The sequence below is a fragment of the Pseudomonas sp. JAI120 genome (assembly GCF_014207255.1).
GTDB lineage: Bacteria > Pseudomonadota > Gammaproteobacteria > Pseudomonadales > Pseudomonadaceae > Aquipseudomonas.
In genome coordinates this window covers 327,725-346,777 of record NZ_JACHCZ010000003.1, presented here as the reverse complement: position 1 = coordinate 346,777, position 19,053 = coordinate 327,725, and the positions used below count along the sequence as shown (strand labels likewise).

Below are 19,053 nucleotides of genomic sequence, written 5' to 3'. Positions count from 1 at the left end.
CCACGCACCGGCCAATATTCTTGACGGCCCATCCGCTCTCCTCTTTGCCATTTCGACTGCCACTGACCGGCTCTCTTCTGCGCGGCCGCTCATGATTCTGCACGACTTTGGCTTGAGGAATGCAACGCTGCAGCAAATGGCAGGTAAGCTCCTACCCTGAACGAAAAAACGACGCGGATGCTGCGTCAACCAACGCCTGGCCTTTAATGGATGCCAGGAAACCCAGCCCAGAGGCATTTATGAGTAACAACCTCGACCAGCTCACCGATTGGTTGAAAGACCACAAGATCACAGAAGTCGAATGCATGATTGGCGACCTGACCGGTATCACCCGGGGCAAGATCTCGCCGACCAACAAGTTCATCGCCGAAAAAGGCATGCGCCTGCCCGAGAGCGTTCTGTTGCAGACCGTGACCGGCGACTATGTCGAAGACGACATCTATTACGAATTGCTCGACCCGGCGGACATCGACATGATCTGCCGCCCCGACCAGAACGCGGTGTTCCTGGTGCCCTGGGCCATCGAGCCGACCGCCCAGGTGATCCACGACACCTACGACAAGCAAGGCAACCCGATCGAGCTGTCGCCGCGCAACGTACTCAAGAAAGTCCTCAAGCTCTACGCCGACAAAGGCTGGCAGCCCATCGTGGCGCCTGAGATGGAGTTCTACCTGACCAAACGCTGCGAAGACCCTGACTTCCCGCTGCAACCGCCGATCGGTCGTTCCGGGCGTCCGGAGACCGGCCGCCAGTCCTTCTCTATAGAAGCAGCCAACGAATTCGACCCGTTGTTCGAAGACGTCTATGACTGGTGCGAGCTGCAGGAGCTGGACCTCGACACCCTGATCCACGAAGACGGCACGGCGCAGATGGAAATCAACTTCCGTCACGGTGATGCCTTGTCCCTGGCCGACCAGATCCTGGTGTTCAAGCGCACCATGCGTGAAGCCGCGCTCAAGCACGACGTGGCGGCCACCTTCATGGCCAAGCCGATGACCGGCGAGCCCGGCAGCGCGATGCACCTGCACCAGAGCATCATCGACATCGCCACCGGCAAGAACGTCTTCTCTAACGAAGACGGGACCATGAGCCAACTGTTCCTCAACCACATTGGCGGCCTGCAGAAGTTCATCCCTGAATTGCTGCCGCTGTTTGCTCCCAACGTGAACTCGTTCCGTCGCTTCCTGCCCGACACCTCGGCGCCGGTGAACGTGGAGTGGGGCGAAGAAAACCGCACCGTCGGCCTGCGCGTCCCGGATGCCGGCCCGCAGAACCGTCGCGTGGAAAACCGCCTGCCGGGCGCCGACGCCAACCCGTACCTGGCGATTGCCGCCAGCCTGCTGTGTGGCTACATCGGTATGGTCGAAGGCCATAACCCGAGCGCCCCGGTGGTGGGGCGTGGTTACGAGCGCCGCAACCTGCGCCTGCCGTTGACCATCGAAGACGCCCTGGAGCGTATGGAAAACAGCAAGACCATCGAGAAATACCTGGGTCAGAAATTCATCACAGGCTACGTCGCGGTCAAGCGGGCCGAGCATGAAAACTTCAAGCGCGTGATCAGTTCGTGGGAGCGGGAATTCCTGCTCTTCGCCGTCTGATGCGCCGGGCGCACGGGGAAACCTGTGCGCCCTTCACTGAAAAGTCTAGGAGATTGGTATGTCCAGCAACAACCCGCAAACCCGTGAATGGCAAGCCTTGAGCAGTGATCACCACCTGGCGCCGTTCAGCGACTTCAAGCAATTGAAAGAGAAAGGCCCACGGATCATCACCAAAGCCCACGGCGTTTACCTGTGGGACAGCGAAGGCAACAAGATCCTCGACGGCATGGCCGGCCTGTGGTGCGTGGCGATCGGTTACGGTCGCGATGAACTGGCCGACGCCGCCGCCAAGCAAATGAAAGAACTGCCGTACTACAACCTGTTCTTCCAGACCGCTCACCCACCTGTACTGGAGTTGGCCAAGGCGATTTCCGACATCGCGCCTGCCGGCATGAACCACGTGTTCTTCACCGGTTCCGGCTCCGAAGGCAACGACACCATGTTGCGTATGGTCCGCCACTATTGGGCGATCAAGGGCCAGCCGAACAAGAAAACCATCATCAGCCGCAAGAATGGCTACCACGGCTCCACCGTGGCTGGCGCCAGCCTGGGCGGCATGACCTATATGCACGAACAGGGCGACTTGCCGATCCCTGGCATCGTCCATATTGCCCAGCCGTACTGGTTCGGCGAAGGCGGCGACATGAGCCCCGAAGAGTTCGGGATCTGGGCCGCCAACCAGCTGGAAGAGAAGATCCTGGAACTGGGCGTGGACAACGTCGGTGCCTTTATTGCCGAGCCGATCCAGGGCGCCGGTGGCGTGATCGTGCCGCCAGACAGCTACTGGCCGCGCATCAAGGAAATCCTCGCCAAGTACGACATCCTGTTTGTTGCCGACGAAGTGATCTGCGGTTTCGGCCGTACCGGTGAGTGGTTCGGTAGCGATTTCTACGACCTCAAGCCCCACATGATGACCATCGCCAAGGGCCTGACCTCCGGTTACATCCCCATGGGCGGCCTGATCGTGCGCGACGACGTGGTGGCCGTGCTCAACGAAGGCGGTGATTTCAACCACGGCTTCACCTACTCCGGCCACCCGGTGGCTGCGGCAGTGGCCCTGGAAAACATCCGCATCATGCGCGATGAAAAAATCGTTAACCGCGTCCACGACGAAACGGCACCGTATTTGCAGAAACGTCTGAGGGAGCTGGCGGATCACCCGTTGGTGGGGGAAGTGCGCGGTGTCGGCATGCTCGGTGCAATTGAGCTGGTTCAGGACAAGGCGACGCGCAAGCGTTACGAGGGCCGGGGCGTAGGCATGATCTGCCGAACCTTCTGCTTCGAGAATGGCCTGATCATGCGTGCCGTGGGCGACACCATGATCATTTCGCCGCCTCTGGTGATCAGCAAGGCTGAAATCGACGAGTTGGTGACCAAGGCTCGTCATTGCCTGGACCTGACTTTGGCGGCATTGCAGGGCTAAGTGCTAGGCTCAGTGCGCAGCGCACCGGGCAGTTATAAATGTAGGGGCTTTGGTTGAAAGCCGGCCCCTGAACTTGCCAGACTGTCGCCCTGTTTTGTTGCCCTCTGGAAGGGTCGCTGAACATAAAAGAACGTGGCCCAAAAAAGAAAAATTGGAGCATCACCAAATGAAGGCATTAGGTTTGAAGAACGCTGGCAAGACCCTCCTGGCCTTGTCCCTGATGGGCGCAATGGCGGGCGCGGCCCAGGCAGACGATAAAGTGCTGCACGTCTACAACTGGTCCGACTACATTGCACCGGACACCATCGCCAACTTTGAAAAAGAGTCGGGCATTAAAGTGGTGTACGACGTTTTTGACAGCAACGAGACACTCGAAGCCAAGTTGCTGGCAGGCAAGTCCGGTTACGACATCGTCGTACCGTCGAACAACTTCCTCGCCAAGCAGATCAAGGCCGGTGTCTACCAGGAGCTGGACAAGTCCAAACTGTCCAACTACGGCAACCTGAACACCTCCCTGCTTAAAGCCGTGTCGGTCAGCGACCCGGACAACAAGCATGCTTTCCCGTACATGTGGGGTTCGATCGGCATCGGCTACAACCCGGACAAGGTCAAGGCCGCGCTGGGCGTGGACAAGATCGATTCGTGGGACGTGCTGCTCAAGCCTGAAAATATCGCCAAGCTCAAGAGCTGCGGCGTGAGCTTCCTCGACTCGCCGACCGAAATGCTGCCGATCGCGCTGCATTACCTGGGCCTGCCAACCGACAGCCAGAAGAAAGAAGACCTCAAGCAGGCCGAAGCGCTCTTCTTGAAAATCCGTCCTTCGATCGGCTACTTCCACTCGTCCAAGTACATCTCCGACCTGGCCAACGGCAACATCTGCGTAGCCGTGGGTTACTCGGGTGACATCCAGCAGGCCAAGTCCCGCGCGGCTGAAGCCGGTGGCAAGGTCAAGGTGGCCTACGACATTCCGAAAGAAGGCGCCGGTAGCTTCTTCGACATGGTCGCCATCCCTAAAGATGCCGAAAACGTCGACGCTGCTTATAAGTTCTTGAACTACCTGCTCAAGCCGGAAGTCATGGCTTCGATCACCAACAGCGTGCGCTTCCCGAACGGTAACGAGAAGGCCACCGCACTGGTCGACAAAGACATCACCAATGACCCGGGCATCTACCCGCCAGCGGATGTGCAAGCCAAGCTCTACGCCATTGCAGACTTGCCGGCTGCCACCCAGCGTGAAATGACACGCAGCTGGACCAAGATCAAGTCCGGTAAATAAACCGGTCTTTGTTAACCACCGCGCAGCCCGCGGTGGTTAATGAAACAAATAAATGACAGAAAGTTTTGCCGGATCGGTTTATCGAGGGTAAGTTGCGCGCCGGTTTTGTTGCCGGGCAACAACTTTAAGGCCCAACTATTTAAGAGGACCTCCACTTGCCAATTTCTTTATTTCGCCAAGCCTTGCTGGTAGGTGCAGGTATCACGCTGGCTGTCAGCGTGCAGGCTGCACCGACTGTGCATATTTATAACTGGTCGGATTACATCGGCCCCGACACCCTGGCCAACTTCGAAAAGGCCACCGGCATCAAACCCGTGTATGACGTGTTTGATTCCAACGAAACCCTGGAAGGCAAGTTACTGGCCGGGCGTACCGGCTATGACGTGGTGGTGCCGTCCAACCACTTCCTCGGCAAGCAGATCAAGGCCGGTGCGTTCCAGAAGCTCGACAAGTCGCTGCTGACGAACTACGCCAACCTGGATCCGGTGTTGCTCAAGCGCCTGGAGAAGAACGACCCTGGCAATCAGTACGCCGTGCCGTACCTGTGGGGTACCAATGGCATCGGTTACAACGTCGACAAAGTGAAGGAAGTGCTGGGCGTCGACAAGATCGACTCCTGGGCCGTGTTGTTCGAACCGGAAAACATGAAGAAGCTGGCCACCTGCGGTGTGTCGTTCATGGACTCGGCGGACGAAATGCTGCCGGCAGTGCTTAACTACATGGGCCTGGACCCTAACAGCACCAACCCGGACGACTACAAGAAGGCTGAAGAAAAGCTGCTCAAAGTGCGGCCCTACGTGACCTACTTCCATTCTTCCAAATACATCTCCGACCTGGCCAACGGCAACATCTGCGTGGCCGCCGGGTTCTCCGGCGATGTGTTCCAGGCCAAGGCTCGCGCAAGCGAAGCGGGCAAAGGCGTGAACATCGCCTACGCAATTCCGAAGGAAGGCGGCAACCTGTGGTTTGACGTGCTGGCGATTCCCAAGGATGCCACCAACGTCAAGGAAGCCCACGCCTTCATCAACTATTTGCTGAAATCTGAGGTGATCGCTCAGGTCAGTGACACCGTCGGCTACGCCAACCCTAACCCAGGGGCGGACAAGCTGATGGAGCAATCGATACGCACCGACGAAGCGGTTTACCCACCGCAGGCGGTTCTCGACAGGACATTCGTCAACTTCGAGCTACCCCCGAAAGTGCAGCGTTTAATGACCCGTAGCTGGACCAAGGTCAAGACGGGTAAGTAAGGCTCACACTATCCTGGGTTCGCCCGCCTCGGGCGAACTGCACTCTTTTTTGGGAGTTTCGTAAATGGCAGTTGCCTCCGGCGCCTATAAGAAAGCCCTCGAGGGCGACCAGACACCGAAAAAGGTGCTGGTCAAAATCGACCGGGTCACGAAGAAGTTCGACGAGACGATTGCCGTGGACGATGTGTCCCTGGAAATCAAGAAAGGCGAGATCTTCGCCTTGCTCGGCGGTTCGGGTTCGGGCAAGTCCACCCTGCTGCGTATGCTCGCAGGCTTCGAGCGCCCGACTGAAGGTCGGATTTACCTCGACGGTGTGGACATCACCGATATGCCGCCCTACGAGCGGCCGATCAACATGATGTTCCAGTCCTACGCCTTGTTCCCGCACATGACCGTGGCGCAGAACATTGCGTTCGGCCTGCAACAGGACAAGATCCCCAAGGCCGAGGTCGATGCCCGCGTGGCCGAAATGCTCAAGCTGGTCCAGATGAGCCAGTACGCCAAGCGCAAGCCGCATCAGTTGTCCGGTGGCCAGCGTCAGCGTGTGGCGTTGGCCCGCTCCCTGGCCAAGCGCCCGAAACTGCTGCTGCTCGATGAGCCGATGGGCGCCCTCGATAAAAAGCTGCGCTCGCAGATGCAACTGGAACTGGTAGAGATCATCGAGCGCGTCGGCGTGACCTGCGTGATGGTGACGCACGACCAGGAAGAGGCCATGACCATGGCCGAGCGCATCGCGATCATGCACCTGGGCTGGATCGCCCAGATCGGCAGCCCGATCGACATCTACGAGACGCCGACCAGCCGCCTGGTGTGCGAATTCATCGGTAACGTCAACATCTTCGACACCCAGGTGGTGGACGACGCCGAAGGCCACGCGGTGCTCAAGTGCCCGGACCTGGACCGCGATATCTACGTGGGCTACGGCATCGCCACCTCGGTGGAAGACAAGTCGGTGACCTACGCCATCCGCCCGGAAAAACTGCTGGTCACCACCGAAATGCCGACCTGCGAGCACAACTGGTCCAGCGGCAAGGTGCACGACATCGCCTACCTGGGCGGCCACTCGGTGTTCTACGTCGAGCTGCCAAGCGGCAAGCTGGTGCAGTCCTTCGTCGCCAACGCCGAACGCCGTGGCCAGCGCCCAACCTGGGGTGACCAGGTGTACGTGTGGTGGGAAGACGACAGCGGCGTGGTACTGCGCACATGAACATGAAGAAGCTCAAGCGGCGCTTGCACCGCATCGTCCCCAGTGGCAAGCAGGTGGTCATCGGGATTCCGTTCCTGTGGCTGTTCCTGTTTTTCGCTCTGCCGTTTTTCATTGTCCTGAAAATCAGCTTCGCCGAAGCCGACGTAGCGATCCCGCCGTACACCGAGATCTACACCTACGTCGAACAGAAGCTGCAGGTGGTGCTGAACCTGGCCAACTACAGTTTGCTGGCAGGTGATGAGCTGTACATCGCGGCGTACCTGGGCTCGCTGAAAATGGCGTTCTTCAGCACGCTGCTGTGCCTGCTGATCGGCTACCCGATGGCCTACGCCATTGCCACCGCGCGCAAAGAGATGCAGACCGTGCTGGTGCTGCTGATCATGATGCCGACCTGGACCGCGATCCTGATCCGCGTGTATGCGTGGATGGGCATCCTCAGCAACAACGGTTTGCTCAATGGCTTCCTGATGTCCATGGGGTTGATCAACGAGCCGCTGCAGATCCTCAACACCAACATCGCGGTGTATATCGGCGTGGTCTATTCGTACCTGCCGTTCATGATCCTGCCGCTGTACGCCAACCTGGTGAAGCATGACCAGAGCCTGCTGGAAGCCGCATCGGACCTGGGTTCGAGCACATTCAACAGCTTCTGGAAAATCACCGTGCCGCTGTCCAAGAACGGCATCATCGCCGGCTGCATGCTGGTGTTTATCCCGGTGGTGGGCGAGTTCGTGATCCCGGAACTGCTCGGCGGCCCGGAAACCCTGATGATCGGTAAAGTGTTGTGGCAAGAGTTCTTCAACAACCGTGACTGGCCGGTGGCGTCTGCCCTGGCGGTAGTGATGCTGGCGATCCTGATCGTGCCCATCATTCTGTTTAACCGCAGCCAAGCCAAAGAGATGGAGGGCAAGATATGAAGCGCGTCAGTTTCTCAAGCTTCATGCTGGTGGCGGGGTTGTTGTTCATCTACCTGCCGATGCTGATCCTGGTGATCTACTCGTTCAACGAATCCAAGCTGGTAACGGTGTGGGGCGGTTGGTCGATCAAGTGGTACGTGGGCCTGCTGGACAACACCCAGTTGATGGGGTCGGTGGCACGTTCCCTGGAAATCGCCTGCTACACGGCGGTGGCCGCTGTTGCGCTGGGTACGTTGGCGGCGTTTGTGCTGACGCGCATCAGCCAGTTCAAGGGCCGCACGCTGTTCGGCGGCCTGGTGACCGCACCGTTGGTGATGCCGGAAGTGATCACCGGTCTGTCGCTGCTGCTGCTGTTCGTGGCCATGGCGCAGATGATCGGCTGGCCCCAGGAGCGTGGCATCGTCACCATCTGGATCGCCCACACCACGTTCTGTGCGGCGTATGTGGCGGTGGTGGTATCGGCGCGCTTGCGTGAGCTGGACCTGTCGATCGAAGAAGCGGCGATGGACCTGGGTGCGCGGCCGTGGAAGGTGTTCTTCCTGATCACCATCCCGATGATCGCGCCGTCGTTGGCGGCGGGCGGCATGATGTCGTTCGCACTGTCCCTGGATGACCTGGTACTGGCCAGCTTCGTCTCGGGCCCGGGCTCTACGACGTTGCCGATGGAAGTGTTCTCGGCCGTGCGCCTTGGGGTAAAACCCGAGATCAACGCCGTGGCCAGCCTGATTCTGCTGGCGGTGTCGCTGGTGACCTTCCTGGTGTGGTTCTTCAGCCGACGTGCCGAAGAGATGCGCAAGAAGGCCATCCAGCAAGCCATCGAAGAAGCCGCTGCCGATGGCTGGAAACAGCCGGACGTGCGTCGGGCGCAGGCGCCGGTCTAAAGGTGGGAGGGGGCTTGCTCCCGATGGCGGTGGGTCAGTCAATAGATGCAGTGACTGACACTCAGCAATCGGGGGCAAGCCCCCTCCCACATTTGATCGCATTTCAACTCCGCTACGCCAACCACGGCGACTTGCGAATCACCTCGACAAAATTCATCGGCTTGAACCCCGGCTCCTGATCCACCAGCACATCCGTCTTCACGTTGCCAAACGTGGTCTGCGGGCGATGGCGCAAGCCGTCGGCAAACGCGCAGATGATGCACTCCTTGAAGCCTTCACCGCGTGGATGCGCATGCACCACGGCGTCGCGCTGCACGCTGCTGAACGCGGCGTAGTCCATGCCCAGCACGTCCATTTCGACGCCGGCTGTCACCAGGGCCACGGTCGGGCGCAGGTGCTGCGGTACGCCCGGCGTGGTGTGCAGGGCGATGGACAGCCACACCTGTTCGATATCGTCGTCGCTCAGCCCGTAAGGCTTGAGAAAGGCCGCGGCGGCGTTGGCGCCGTCCACTTCGAAGCGTTCGTCGTCACTGCGATGGCCTTCCACCAGGCCCAGGTCATGGAACATGGCGCCGACGTAAAGCAGCTCCGGGTTGTAGGCCAACTGCTTGCGCTCACCGCTCAAGGCGCCGAAGAGGAACACCCGGCGCGAGTGGTGGTAGAGCAGGTCGGATTCGATGTCGCGGATGTATTCGGTGGTGGCCTTGGCCAGGGCGCTGTCCGGGATCTTGATGCCGGCGATGGTGGTGGTCATGGTGGCTCTCCTCTGGAAAGCAGTCAGTTTGGTCGCTGGTCGGTGCAGCGACCAGCGCGGTGAGGGCGCGATCCCGGCCAATGTGCCGACACATCGTGCCAAGCAGAAATCGACTAGGGTGTAGCGGGCGATATCACTCTGGAAGCCTGCGAAAATCCCAGTGTGGGAGGGGGCTTGCTCCCGATTGCTGAGTACCAGGCACTGCATCTGCTGACTGATACAGCGCCATCGGGAGCAAGCCCCCTCCCACAGGGTTTGCATTTTATTCCGCTAGAAAAAGGTGTCTGTGAGCATGCACAAGACCGTCGCGATCCTGATCTTCCCCGGCGTCCAGTCACTGGATGTGACCGGTCCCATGGATGTGTTCTGCGAGGCCAACCGCTTTCTGGTGCCCGAAGATCATTACCAGTTGGAAGTGATAGGTTTAGGCCACGGCACGATGGCGGCCTCCAATGGCCTGTCACTCCAGGCCCATAAGCATTACAGCGAAGCCCTGCAGGCCTATGACCTGCTGCTGGTCGCGGGCGGCCCGCAGTTACCCTTCGAGGACTTCGGCGCTCCGTTCGATGATTGGCTGCGTGGCGCCACCGCCCGGGCGCGACGGTTTGGCTCTATCTGTAACGGGGCCTTCATGCTGGCGCGCGCCGGATTGCTGGACGGAAAAACCATCACCACCCATTGGAACGACGCCGCTGACCTGGCGCGCCTGTGTCCTTCGGCTCAGGTCGAAGCCGACCGCCTCTACGTGCAGGACGGCAACCTTTACACCTCGGCCGGGGTCACGGCGGGCATCGACTTGTCGCTGTACCTGCTGGCCCAGGACCACGGCCCGGAAGTGGCTTTGAGCGTGGCCAAGCGCCTGGTGGTGTTCACCCAGCGTTCGGGCGGGCAGTCGCAGTTCAGCCCGTTTCTTACACCCCACGCCGAAACCACATCGGCGGTAGCGCTGGTGCAGCTGTATGTATTGGCGAATTTGACCGGGGATCTGACCATCGCCGACCTGGCAAGGGCCGCCAATATGAGCGCGCGCAATTTTTCTCGGGTGTTTGCCCGTGAGGCGCAGGTTACGCCTGCGGAATTTGTTGAGCGGGCGCGGGTGGATGCGGCGCGGGTGATGCTTGAAAGTACTCACGCGCCATTGAAAACCGTGGCGTACCAATGCGGTTTTCGCGATGCCCAGCACATGCGCAGTGTGTTCAATCGCCGCCTGGGGGTGACGCCGCAGCAGTTTCGGCTCAACTTTGCGCCCCCAGCAACGGCGTAGACCAACTGTAGGCGTTGGCTTGCATAGGGCTACCGCGCCGGTAGCAGCTTCAAGGTGCCGCGCGTATTCGCCGTGACTTCCTCATCACTGAAATGCGCCTGCTCGTAACCCCCTTCGATATAGGTCTCTGCCTGGTCGCCATAGTGCTTGTCAAACGGCACACCGCTTTGACCGACCGGGTTGATCGTCAGCGCGTGGGCCACGTCGGCGAAGTCGATCAGGCGGCGGGTGGACGGGCCGTAGGTCACTGGCCATGGCGCGGGGCCGATGACGGCCGACTGGTTGTTCGGCACTTCGTGGGTGCCGGGGGCCGGGAACGGGCCGACGTTGACGATCAGGTCCAAGGGTTTCTGTGAGCCCAGCGGATGACTGTGGGTCAGGGTATGGGCCTTGCCCCACTGCCATTGCGTCGGGTCATCGCCGAAGGTGGCCTTGAGGTGCGCGAGGCTGTTGTCCCAGGCCCGCTTGACGCTGTCGGCGCGCTTGCCGTCCCACCAGGGCGAGGCCGGGTCGGCAGCCAGGCGGGGCAGGGCGGCGTCGATCACGCGGGTCGTGAGCAAGGTCTTGAACATACCATCGCCCAGTTTCGGGTGGAAAGCTGCGTCGGCGAGGTTGAACAGGAACTGGTTGAACAGCGTGGCGCTGGTGGAATCCAGCGGGTAGTCACCCTTCCAGCTGGCAAGCTGTTCCACCAGCTTCAACTGCGCCGGGTCCGTGACCACCTCGCGCAGTACCGGCAACAGCGGCGCGAGCAGGCGCGGGCCGAAGGCGGTGGTGGTGCCCAGTTGCAGGGCCTGGCTGTTGTTCACATCCCACTTCACGCTCTTGTCGCTCAACTGCGCGTTCAACTGCTGGCCACGGTCGGCGAGGTTGTAATAGCCGGGGATTTCCATGCCGGTGGGCGATACCGGCTGGGCATTGGCCGACACCACATAGCCACGCGCCGGGTTTTCTTCCTGGGGGTTGGCGCTGAAGGGGTAGAAGCCCAGCTTGTCGGCCTGGGCGGTGCTGCCGTCGAGGATAAAACCTGGGTTGGTGCCAGCCGGGCGAATCGGCAACTGCGCCGCCGCCCACCAGCCGATGTCGCCCTTGGCATTGGCCCACACGATATTCAGCCCCGGTGCCGACACCTTGGCCGCCGCCGCGCGCGCCTTGGCCAGGGTGTCGGCGCGGTTGAGCTGGTAGAAACCTTCGAGGATCGGGTTCTGGGTGTCGAGGAACGCCCACCACATGGCAATCGGCGTCTTGCCGCCGTTCTCGCCGAGCACGTCATTGACGATCGGGCCGTGGGGCGACTGGCGCAGGGTGAGGCTGACCGGTGCCTGGCCTTTTACGGCGATCTGTTGCTCGCTGCGGGTCATGTCGACCCACTGGCCGTGGTACCAGACCTGGTTGGCGTTGTCCGGGTTGACCTTTTCGGCGATCAGGTCGAGGTCGTCGTTCTGGAACATGGTCAGGCTCCAGCCGAAATCCAGGTTGTGCCCCAGGAACGCCACGGGCACCAGCGCGTTGTGGTAGCCATACAGCTCAAACCCCGGCGCCGACAGTTGCGCCTCGTACCACACCGATGGCACCGAAAAGCGGATATGCGGGTCACCCGCCAGCAGCGGTTTGCCGCTCTTGGTGCGGCTGCCACTGATGGCCCAGGCGTTGCTGCCCTCGAATTGCGGCAAGCCGTTGTCGGCCAACGCCTGCTCGCTCAGGGCGGCGAGGGCGTCGAGGGTTTTCCAGTCATTGTCGGCCAGGTTGAGGGCGCCTTTGGGTTGCCAGTCGAGGTCGAAGACTTTCAGGTAATCGCTGCCCAATTGGTCGCGCACGTAAGTCAGCAAGGGCTCGGTACGAAACGCAGCGGCAAAGCTGTAGGCCATGTACCCGGCGACGCTGATGGTGTCCTCGGCGGTAAACGGGCGCCTGGGGATGCCCAGCACGTCGAACTCCATCGGGCGGGCGTGGCTGTCCTGATATTGGTTGATCCCGTCCAGGTAGGCTTGCAGGGCCTTCCAGTGCGCCGACTCATGGTCCTGCTGCGCCACGTAGGTGGCGGCGCGGTCGCGAATGCGCAGGCTGCGGAACAGCTTGTCGGTCTCCAGCAGCTTCGGCCCGAGCACCTCGGCCAACTCGCCACGGGCCAGGCGCCGCATGACCTCCATCTGGAACAGGCGGTCCTGGGCATGCACGTAGCCCAGGGCGCGATACAGGTCGGTCTCGTTCTCGGCGCGAATATGCGGCACTCCACGATCGTCGTAGCGCACGGTGACCGAGCCTTGCAGGTTGGCCAGTTCAACCGTGCCCTGGCGGCTGGGTTGCTTGCTGTAGACGTACCAGCCCGCACCGAGGCCGATCAGCACCAGCAGAACCGCGAGAACCCGCAAGACGCGCTTCATGGACATTCCTTACCGAGAGTGGGTGGCGAGCTACAAATCTTTCGACCACGAACAATAGCAGCCCACCGCCAGGGTGTGCGTGGCATTCACCTCTCGCCCAGCTTCAAGGGCTTTCAGGATAGGCTCGATAAAACTGTTATTGGCGTTACACGTCAGCCCTTCGCTGTACGGCCCGAAATACGCGAGCTTGCCGGTTCGGTCCCAGATGCCCACGGCCGGGCTGGCCGGCACCTGGTCGGCGCCGGGCAGGGTAGTGAGGGTTTTCATCTGGCGCAGGTTATCGGGCAACTGACCGTGGCTGCCGGCTTTTTGCAGGGCATAGAACTCGACGCCCTGGGGCGCGTACTGCTCGATCAACTCGCCCAGGTGTTGCTGGTTGCCGACATTGCACGGGCAAGCCGGATCCCAGAAATGCACCAGGCGGATCGGCCCGGGGCCTGCGAGTTCGGCGGGCAGTTGCAGGGCATCGCCGGAAAACACTGCCGTGTGCTCACTGAAAGCGCGCAGGTAGCGGCCCTGGAACCAGTCATACGCCGCCCACAGCACACCGGCGCAGATGATCAGGATCAGGCTGGCGAACAGGGCGTTACGGTAAGGCTGTCGCATTCGGATCTATCCTCGCAGGTCGCGTAGCTTGCCATGCTTGTCCTGACAGATGAATATCGCAGCTCGATATTCATCTTCGCCGCAAGTCTGGAACCCTTTATGCCCGTGACCTTTGACCCTGATCATCTTCGCGAAAGCCTGCGGCCCCTGGTGGATGCGCAACCGCTTTCAGCCGAAGCGCGGGTCTACCAGCGTTTCTATGGACTGGACCTGAGCACACGCAAAGTGCCGACAGTGAGTCGGCTGGGGCGTTTCGAGGTGGATGGGTTTGAGGTGGTCGCTCAGGTGTGGTGGCCGCCCGTGCCGGTGGCGACGATGTTTATGTTCCACGGCTTCTACGACCATATGGGCCTTTATCGCCACGTAGTGAACTGGGCGCTGGACCAGGGCTTTGTGGTGATCGCCTGCGATTTGCCGGGCCATGGTTTGTCCAGCGGCGCGCGCGCCAGCATCGATGATTTTGCCGTGTACCAGGATGTGGTGCAGGCGCTGTTCGTCCAGGCCCAAGCGCTGCAATTGCCGCAGCCCTGGCATTTGTTCGGGCAAAGCACCGGCGGCGCGGTGGTAGTAGACCACCTGCTCAACCAGGGGGCCGAGAGCCCGGCCCAAGGCAAGACCTTCCTGCTCTCACCGCTGGTGCGGCCGCGTGCGTGGGGGTGGTCGCAGGTCAGCTATTACCTGCTGCGCCCGTTCGTCAAAGGCATCGCCCGGCGTTTCAGCGAGAACACCAACGACCCGCAGTTCAAGCCATTCCTGGAGGCCGACCCGCTTCAGCCGCGCCAATTGCCAACCGCCTGGGTAGGGGCGCTGGCGCGCTGGATCAAACGCATCGAAGCCGCCCCGCGCAGCCCACGGCGGCCGGTGATTGTGCAGGGTGAGGACGACATGACGGTGGATTGGCAGCACAACTTGCAGGTGCTGCGGGGCAAGTTCGACCAACCCGAGGTGTTAATGCTGCCGCGTGGCCGGCATCACCTGGCGAACGAGATTCCGGAGATTCGTGAAGAGTATTTCCGGTATTTGACAGACCATTTGAAATAACACAATCCAAATGTGGGAGGAGGCAAGTCGAATCGTCGCACCGCCCCTCCCACATTTTCTACTGCGTCAGGCTTGAAGTGCTCTGGCCGACCGCCAGCCCCGCACGAATCGCTGCCAGCGCCGCCTGGTAATACGCCTTACCCTCCGGCGACTCCGCAAACGTCGCGAACTCCTCCAGCTCGGGGTCGGACAAATCCCGATAGACGTACAGCAACGTGTTGTTCAAGTCCTTGTCGATCTGTTGCATCAGCCGCTCACGCTGCCCATTCAACATGCCCTGAGCCTGACCACCACCCAGCAGGCCGGGGATCATCTGGCTCAAGCTGTCGGCGGCTACACCGGCAATCGCCAGGCTCACTTCGGCCCCGGCTTCACGGGCAGGCAGGGCCTGGGCCAGGTGGCCGATGATCAGGCTGCGGGTGGCGTCGGCTTCGATCTTGGGCAGGCCCTGGGCATTTTTTGCCAGTTGGTCACGGCGCGTGGCCAGCAATTCGGCGGCGACGATCTTGCGGCCCAGCGGCGACTGGAAGAACGCCAAGGCGGGCTTGGGGTCCGCCAGGTTCTTGCGCAGTTGCGCCTCGGCACGTTGGTCCATGGCCTGGGCGCCAAAGCGTTTATTGCTGTTGTCCACCAGCGCCTGGTACACCGCCGGCGGCAGGCTATTGCGGTAGCGTTGCTGGGCAGCACTGAGGGCGTCATTGAAGTGCGCACGTTGTTCGGCCCAGCCGGCGACCTTGTACAACTGGTCATGGCCGTCTGCCCAGGCGGGCAAAACGCAGAACATCAGCAAGGAAAAAAACAAACGACGCATATGGACTCCTGTCAGTCGGCCACTATTGTCCGTGTCGGGCGTAGGATTTGTCGAGAAGTCCTATCAGTCACCTGACTAAAGTGTATTCAGACGCTCGGCGGCTCTGTCGGATTCACAGGCGTATGGATACTATGCGCGCCATGCAAATACCCCTCGATCACCCCCTGCTGCAACGCATCGTTGATGACCTGGCCGAAAAAGGCTGGTCGCAGCAGAACGGCTTCCTGCCCCAGGCTCTGACCCTGGAACTGGCGGCTGAGTGCCGTAAACGTGCGGCCGAGGGCGAATTAGCCCCTGCGGCGGTGGGGCGCGGACCGGCCCAAGAGATTCGCGAGGGCATTCGCGGCGACCATATCCAGTGGCTGGAGGAGGGCGACGCGGCGGTCTGCGACAGCTATATGGCGGTAATGGACAGCCTGCGCCTGGCGATGAACCGTGGTTTGTTCCTCGGCCTGGAGGATTTCGAAAGCCACTTCGCGATGTACCCGCCCGGCGCGTTTTACCTCAGGCACCTCGACCGTTTTCGCGACGACGACCGGCGCATGGTCTCGGCGGTGATCTACTTGAACGATGCCTGGCTGCCCGAGCACGGTGGCCAGTTGCGCATGTACCTCAAGGACGGCGTCGAATACGATGTGGTGCCCACCGGCGGAAGCCTGGTGGTGTTCCTGTCGGGCGAGGTGCCCCACGAAGTCATGCCAGCCACGCGCGAACGCCTGTCCCTCACCGGGTGGTTTCGCCGGCGCGGCAACGAGCCGTTTTAACCATGCAAAAGATTCTGATCAGCCGCTGCCTGCTCGGCCACAAGGTGCGCTACGACGGCGGGGCCAGCGGGCCGTTCGACCCGTTGGCGGCGTGGCAGGCTGAAGGTCGTGTGGTTGCGATCTGCCCGGAAGTGTCGGGCGGTTTGCCGACGCCCAGGCCCTCTGCCGAGATTCCGGGCGGGCAGGGCATCGATGTGTGGGAAGGCCGCGCCCGAGTGCTGACTGCCGAGGGCGAAGACTTCAGCGCCGCCTTCCTCGACGGCGCCCGCCAAGCTCTGGCGTTGGTGCAGCGCCATAACATCCGTATCGCCATCCTCAAGGCCAATAGCCCGTCCTGCGGCAACCTGCTGACCTATGACGGTACCTTCACCGGTGTAAAGGTCAGTGGCGAGGGTGTAACGGCGGCGCTGCTCAAGCGCCATGGCGTGCAGGTGTTCAGTGAGCTGGAGTTGCCTGAGGCGGCACAGGCGTTGGCGCGCCTGTAGGGGCGTCGCCCTCGAACCACTTCTGCGACAGCGCCTTTAATCGGCCATCGTCCTTCACCCGCTTCAGTGCCCCGTCCAAGCTCGTCTTGAAGGCCGGGTTGCCCTTCTGGAACGGGATCGCCAACTCAGGCTTCTCGTGATAAGCCTCGCTGAAATCGAAACGATCCTTAAGCTCGGCAGTCATAGCGATATGGTTGATGGCCACATCGTATTTGCCGGTTGAGACCCCTGGCAGCATATCGGCGTCATCGGTGGTGATAAATGAGGGGCGCACGTCCATTTCTTTTGCCAGCAGTTCACCCAGCTCGACTTCAAAGCCGGTGAGTTTGTCGCCTTCCTTGAAGTTGTAGGGCGGGGTCTTGGCTTCAAGGGCGATGCGCAGTTCGCCGCGATCATTTACATCGTCGATCAGTTCGGCGTGAGCCAGGGGGCTCAGAAGGGGTAGCAAAAGTAACAGGCCAGGCGAAAAGCGCATGGTCACTCCTAGAAAATTCGAATGTGCGAGGCGCCGTTCAGCATCGCTTTGCTATGGTGGTGAGTGCCTTGGACAGCAATTTATCGCGAAGTTGTCGAAACCCTACAGATTTCACAGAAAAACTGGAGAAGCGAATGAAAGCCCTATTGTCCCGTGCAACGATTGCCAGCCTGTTGCTGGGTGCCTCGATGTTGGCGACCGCCGCCGACGGCATCCCGCGCAGCGCTCCACCCGAAGGCGCCAAAGTGTTTATCGTCTCGCCAAAAGACGGTGCCACCGTCGATAAAACCTTCACCGTCAAATTCGGCATGGAAGGCCTGAAGCTGGCCCCGGCCACTGACCAAACCGCAGGCACCGGCCACCACCACCTGCTGATCGACCAGAAAGCGCTGCCTGACGCCAGCGTACCGATCCCGGCTACCGACACCGTGATTCACTACGGGAAGGCCCAGACCGAGACCGAGTTGACCCTCACCCCAGGCAAACACACCCTGCAACTGGTGGCCGGCGACAAGCTGCACATGCAGTTCGATCCGACGGTAGCCTCGAAAGTCATCACGGTTAACGTCAAGTAAGATGTGTTCAGACAAAAAAATGGGAGACCCCTGCGGGCCTCCCATTTTTTTGTGCCGCGTTTGCAGCGTTAGAACAACACGCGGCTACGGATAGTGCCGTTGATGTGCTGCAGCTTCTCTTGCGCCAGGTCCGAATACTCGGCATCGACGTCGATCACCACGTAGCCGACCTTCTCGTTGGTCTGCAGGAACTGACCGGAGATGTTGATGCCGTTTTCCGCGAAGACCTTGTTGATCTCCATCATCACGCCAGGAATGTTCTGGTGGATGTGCAGCAGACGGTGCTTGCCAGGGTGAGCCGGCAGGGCTACTTCCGGGAAGTTGACGGACGAGACCGACGTACCGTTGTCGCTGTACTTGACCAGCTTCTCCGACACTTCCAGGCCGATGTTGGCCTGGGCTTCAGCGGTGGAGCCGCCGATGTGCGGGGTCAGGATCACGTTGTCCAGGCCACGCAGCGGGCTTTCGAAGATGTCGTCGTTGGAGCGTGGCTCCACCGGGAACACGTCGATTGCGGCGCCGATCAGGTGCTTGTCCTTGATCGCGTCGGCCAGGGCGTCCAGCTCGACCACGGTGCCGCGTGCAGCATTGATCAGGATGCCGCCTTTCTTGATGGCGCGGATTTCCTTCTCGCCGATCATCCACTGGGTCTCAGCGGTTTCCGGAACGTGCAGGGTGACGATGTCGGACATGCCCAGCAGTTCGGTCAGGCTCGACACCTGGGTGGCGTTGCCCAATGGCAGCTTGGTCAGGGTGTCGTAGAAGAACACCTGCATGCCCAGGCCTTCGGCCAGTACCGACAGTTGCGTACCGATCGAGCCGTAACCAACGATACCCAGCTTCTTGCCCCGGATTTCGAAGGAGTTGGCCGCGCTCTTGATCCAGCCGCCACGGTGGCAGGAGGCGTTCTTCTCAGGGATACCGCGCAGCAGCAGGATGGCCTCGGCCAGCACCAGCTCCGCCACGGAACGGGTGTTGGAGTACGGCGCGTTGAACACTGCAATGCCGCGCTCGCGCGCTGCGTTGAGGTCGACCTGGTTGGTGCCGATGCAGAAACAGCCGACCGCCACGAGTTTCTTGGCGTGGTCGAAGATCTCTTCGGTCAGCTGAGTGCGGGAGCGAATGCCGATAAAGTGCGCGTCGGCGATCTTTTCCTTGAGCTGGGCTTCCGGCAGAGAACTGGTGATGTACTCAATGCTGGAGTACCCGGCGGCCTTCAGTACGTCGACGGCCGATGGGTGGACGCCTTCCAGAAGAAGGAACTTGATCTTGCTCTTATCGAGAGAAGTCTTGCTCATCTGCGTAAACCTGTATCCCGGAGAAAAATGGCAGGGAATCGAGC

At 60.8% G+C, this 19,053-nt stretch carries 18 protein-coding genes; 12 read left to right on the top strand and 6 right to left on the bottom strand.

The window, feature by feature from the left end; all coding sequences use genetic code 11:
* Nucleotides 1-239 precede the first annotated feature (239 nt).
* From HDC32_RS19100 to HDC32_RS19070, 7 genes are all read left to right on the top strand, one after another.
* Nucleotides 240-1,598, top strand: a complete 1,359-nt coding sequence (locus tag HDC32_RS19100) for a glutamine synthetase family protein (RefSeq protein ID WP_003176780.1) — start codon at nt 240-242, stop codon at nt 1,596-1,598.
* 58 nt (nt 1,599-1,656) lie between these two features.
* Nucleotides 1,657-3,021, top strand: a complete 1,365-nt coding sequence (locus tag HDC32_RS19095; protein WP_145336938.1) for an aspartate aminotransferase family protein — start codon at nt 1,657-1,659, stop codon at nt 3,019-3,021.
* A 181-nt stretch (nt 3,022-3,202) separates the two neighbouring features.
* The gene (locus tag HDC32_RS19090) at nt 3,203-4,297 is read left to right on the top strand and encodes a polyamine ABC transporter substrate-binding protein (protein WP_131697742.1); all 1,095 of its coding nucleotides are present in this window, start codon (nt 3,203-3,205) and stop codon (nt 4,295-4,297) included.
* A gap of 155 nt (nt 4,298-4,452) precedes the next feature.
* Nucleotides 4,453-5,547 carry a polyamine ABC transporter substrate-binding protein gene (locus tag HDC32_RS19085; protein WP_145336937.1) on the top strand — a complete coding sequence of 365 codons (1,095 nt, stop codon included), beginning with the start codon at nt 4,453-4,455 and terminating at the stop codon, nt 5,545-5,547.
* A gap of 64 nt (nt 5,548-5,611) precedes the next feature.
* On the top strand, nt 5,612-6,754 hold the full coding sequence (locus HDC32_RS19080; RefSeq protein ID WP_027608405.1) for an ABC transporter ATP-binding protein: 1,143 nt from the start codon (nt 5,612-5,614) through the stop codon (nt 6,752-6,754).
* Complete coding sequence (locus HDC32_RS19075) at nt 6,751-7,671, top strand: ABC transporter permease subunit (protein ID WP_027608406.1); 921 nt, start codon at nt 6,751-6,753, stop codon at nt 7,669-7,671. The genes HDC32_RS19080 and HDC32_RS19075 overlap by 4 nt, the downstream gene beginning before the upstream one ends.
* On the top strand, nt 7,668-8,552 hold the full coding sequence (locus HDC32_RS19070) for an ABC transporter permease subunit (protein ID WP_095185162.1): 885 nt from the start codon (nt 7,668-7,670) through the stop codon (nt 8,550-8,552). The genes HDC32_RS19075 and HDC32_RS19070 overlap by 4 nt, the downstream gene beginning before the upstream one ends.
* Nucleotides 8,553-8,664: 112 nt before the next feature.
* Here HDC32_RS19070 and HDC32_RS19065 read toward each other — a convergent pair whose 3' ends face one another.
* A complete protein-coding gene (locus tag HDC32_RS19065) occupies nt 8,665-9,306 on the bottom strand; it encodes an HD domain-containing protein (RefSeq protein WP_131697558.1) in 642 nt (213 codons plus the stop codon).
* A 292-nt stretch (nt 9,307-9,598) separates the two neighbouring features.
* Between HDC32_RS19065 and HDC32_RS19060 the strand changes: the two genes are divergently transcribed.
* Nucleotides 9,599-10,570 carry a GlxA family transcriptional regulator gene (locus HDC32_RS19060; protein ID WP_184745135.1) on the top strand — a complete coding sequence of 324 codons (972 nt, stop codon included), beginning with the start codon at nt 9,599-9,601 and terminating at the stop codon, nt 10,568-10,570.
* Between the two features lie 29 nt (nt 10,571-10,599).
* On the opposite strand, the gene HDC32_RS19055 is transcribed toward HDC32_RS19060, so the two are convergent.
* Together HDC32_RS19055 and HDC32_RS19050 are read right to left on the bottom strand one after the other, a co-directional pair.
* Nucleotides 10,600-12,954 carry a penicillin acylase family protein gene (locus tag HDC32_RS19055; RefSeq protein ID WP_184745133.1) on the bottom strand — a complete coding sequence of 785 codons (2,355 nt, stop codon included), beginning with the start codon at nt 12,952-12,954 and terminating at the stop codon, nt 10,600-10,602.
* A 30-nt stretch (nt 12,955-12,984) separates the two neighbouring features.
* On the bottom strand, nt 12,985-13,560 hold the full coding sequence (locus HDC32_RS19050) for a DUF6436 domain-containing protein (RefSeq protein ID WP_184745131.1): 576 nt from the start codon (nt 13,558-13,560) through the stop codon (nt 12,985-12,987).
* Between the two features lie 99 nt (nt 13,561-13,659).
* Here HDC32_RS19050 and HDC32_RS19045 point away from each other — a divergent pair, with 99 nt between their 5' ends.
* Entirely contained in the window at nt 13,660-14,601 is a 942-nt protein-coding gene (locus HDC32_RS19045) for an alpha/beta hydrolase (RefSeq protein ID WP_184745129.1), read from the top strand.
* Between the two features lie 58 nt (nt 14,602-14,659).
* On the opposite strand, the gene HDC32_RS19040 is transcribed toward HDC32_RS19045, so the two are convergent.
* Entirely contained in the window at nt 14,660-15,412 is a 753-nt protein-coding gene (locus HDC32_RS19040; protein ID WP_131697553.1) for a DUF2059 domain-containing protein, read from the bottom strand.
* A 131-nt stretch (nt 15,413-15,543) separates the two neighbouring features.
* On the opposite strand from HDC32_RS19040, the gene HDC32_RS19035 reads away from it, so the two are divergent.
* Entirely contained in the window at nt 15,544-16,176 is a 633-nt protein-coding gene (locus tag HDC32_RS19035; RefSeq protein WP_131697741.1) for a 2OG-Fe(II) oxygenase, read from the top strand.
* A gap of 2 nt (nt 16,177-16,178) precedes the next feature.
* On the top strand, nt 16,179-16,661 hold the full coding sequence (locus tag HDC32_RS19030; protein ID WP_131697552.1) for a DUF523 domain-containing protein: 483 nt from the start codon (nt 16,179-16,181) through the stop codon (nt 16,659-16,661).
* On the opposite strand, the gene HDC32_RS19025 is transcribed toward HDC32_RS19030, so the two are convergent.
* Nucleotides 16,612-17,136 carry a transporter substrate-binding domain-containing protein gene (locus HDC32_RS19025; RefSeq protein WP_184745127.1) on the bottom strand — a complete coding sequence of 175 codons (525 nt, stop codon included), beginning with the start codon at nt 17,134-17,136 and terminating at the stop codon, nt 16,612-16,614. The two genes, HDC32_RS19030 and HDC32_RS19025, sit on opposite strands and share 50 nt — an antisense overlap.
* Before the next feature lie 134 nt (nt 17,137-17,270).
* On the opposite strand from HDC32_RS19025, the gene HDC32_RS19020 reads away from it, so the two are divergent.
* Nucleotides 17,271-17,711: a DUF4399 domain-containing protein gene (locus tag HDC32_RS19020; RefSeq protein WP_131697550.1), complete on the top strand. Its 441-nt coding sequence runs from the start codon at nt 17,271-17,273 to the stop codon at nt 17,709-17,711.
* Nucleotides 17,712-17,779: 68 nt separating this feature from the next.
* Here HDC32_RS19020 and serA read toward each other — a convergent pair whose 3' ends face one another.
* A complete protein-coding gene (gene serA / locus HDC32_RS19015) occupies nt 17,780-19,009 on the bottom strand; it encodes a phosphoglycerate dehydrogenase (protein WP_010167810.1) in 1,230 nt (409 codons plus the stop codon).
* Nucleotides 19,010-19,053: the final 44 nt, after the last annotated feature.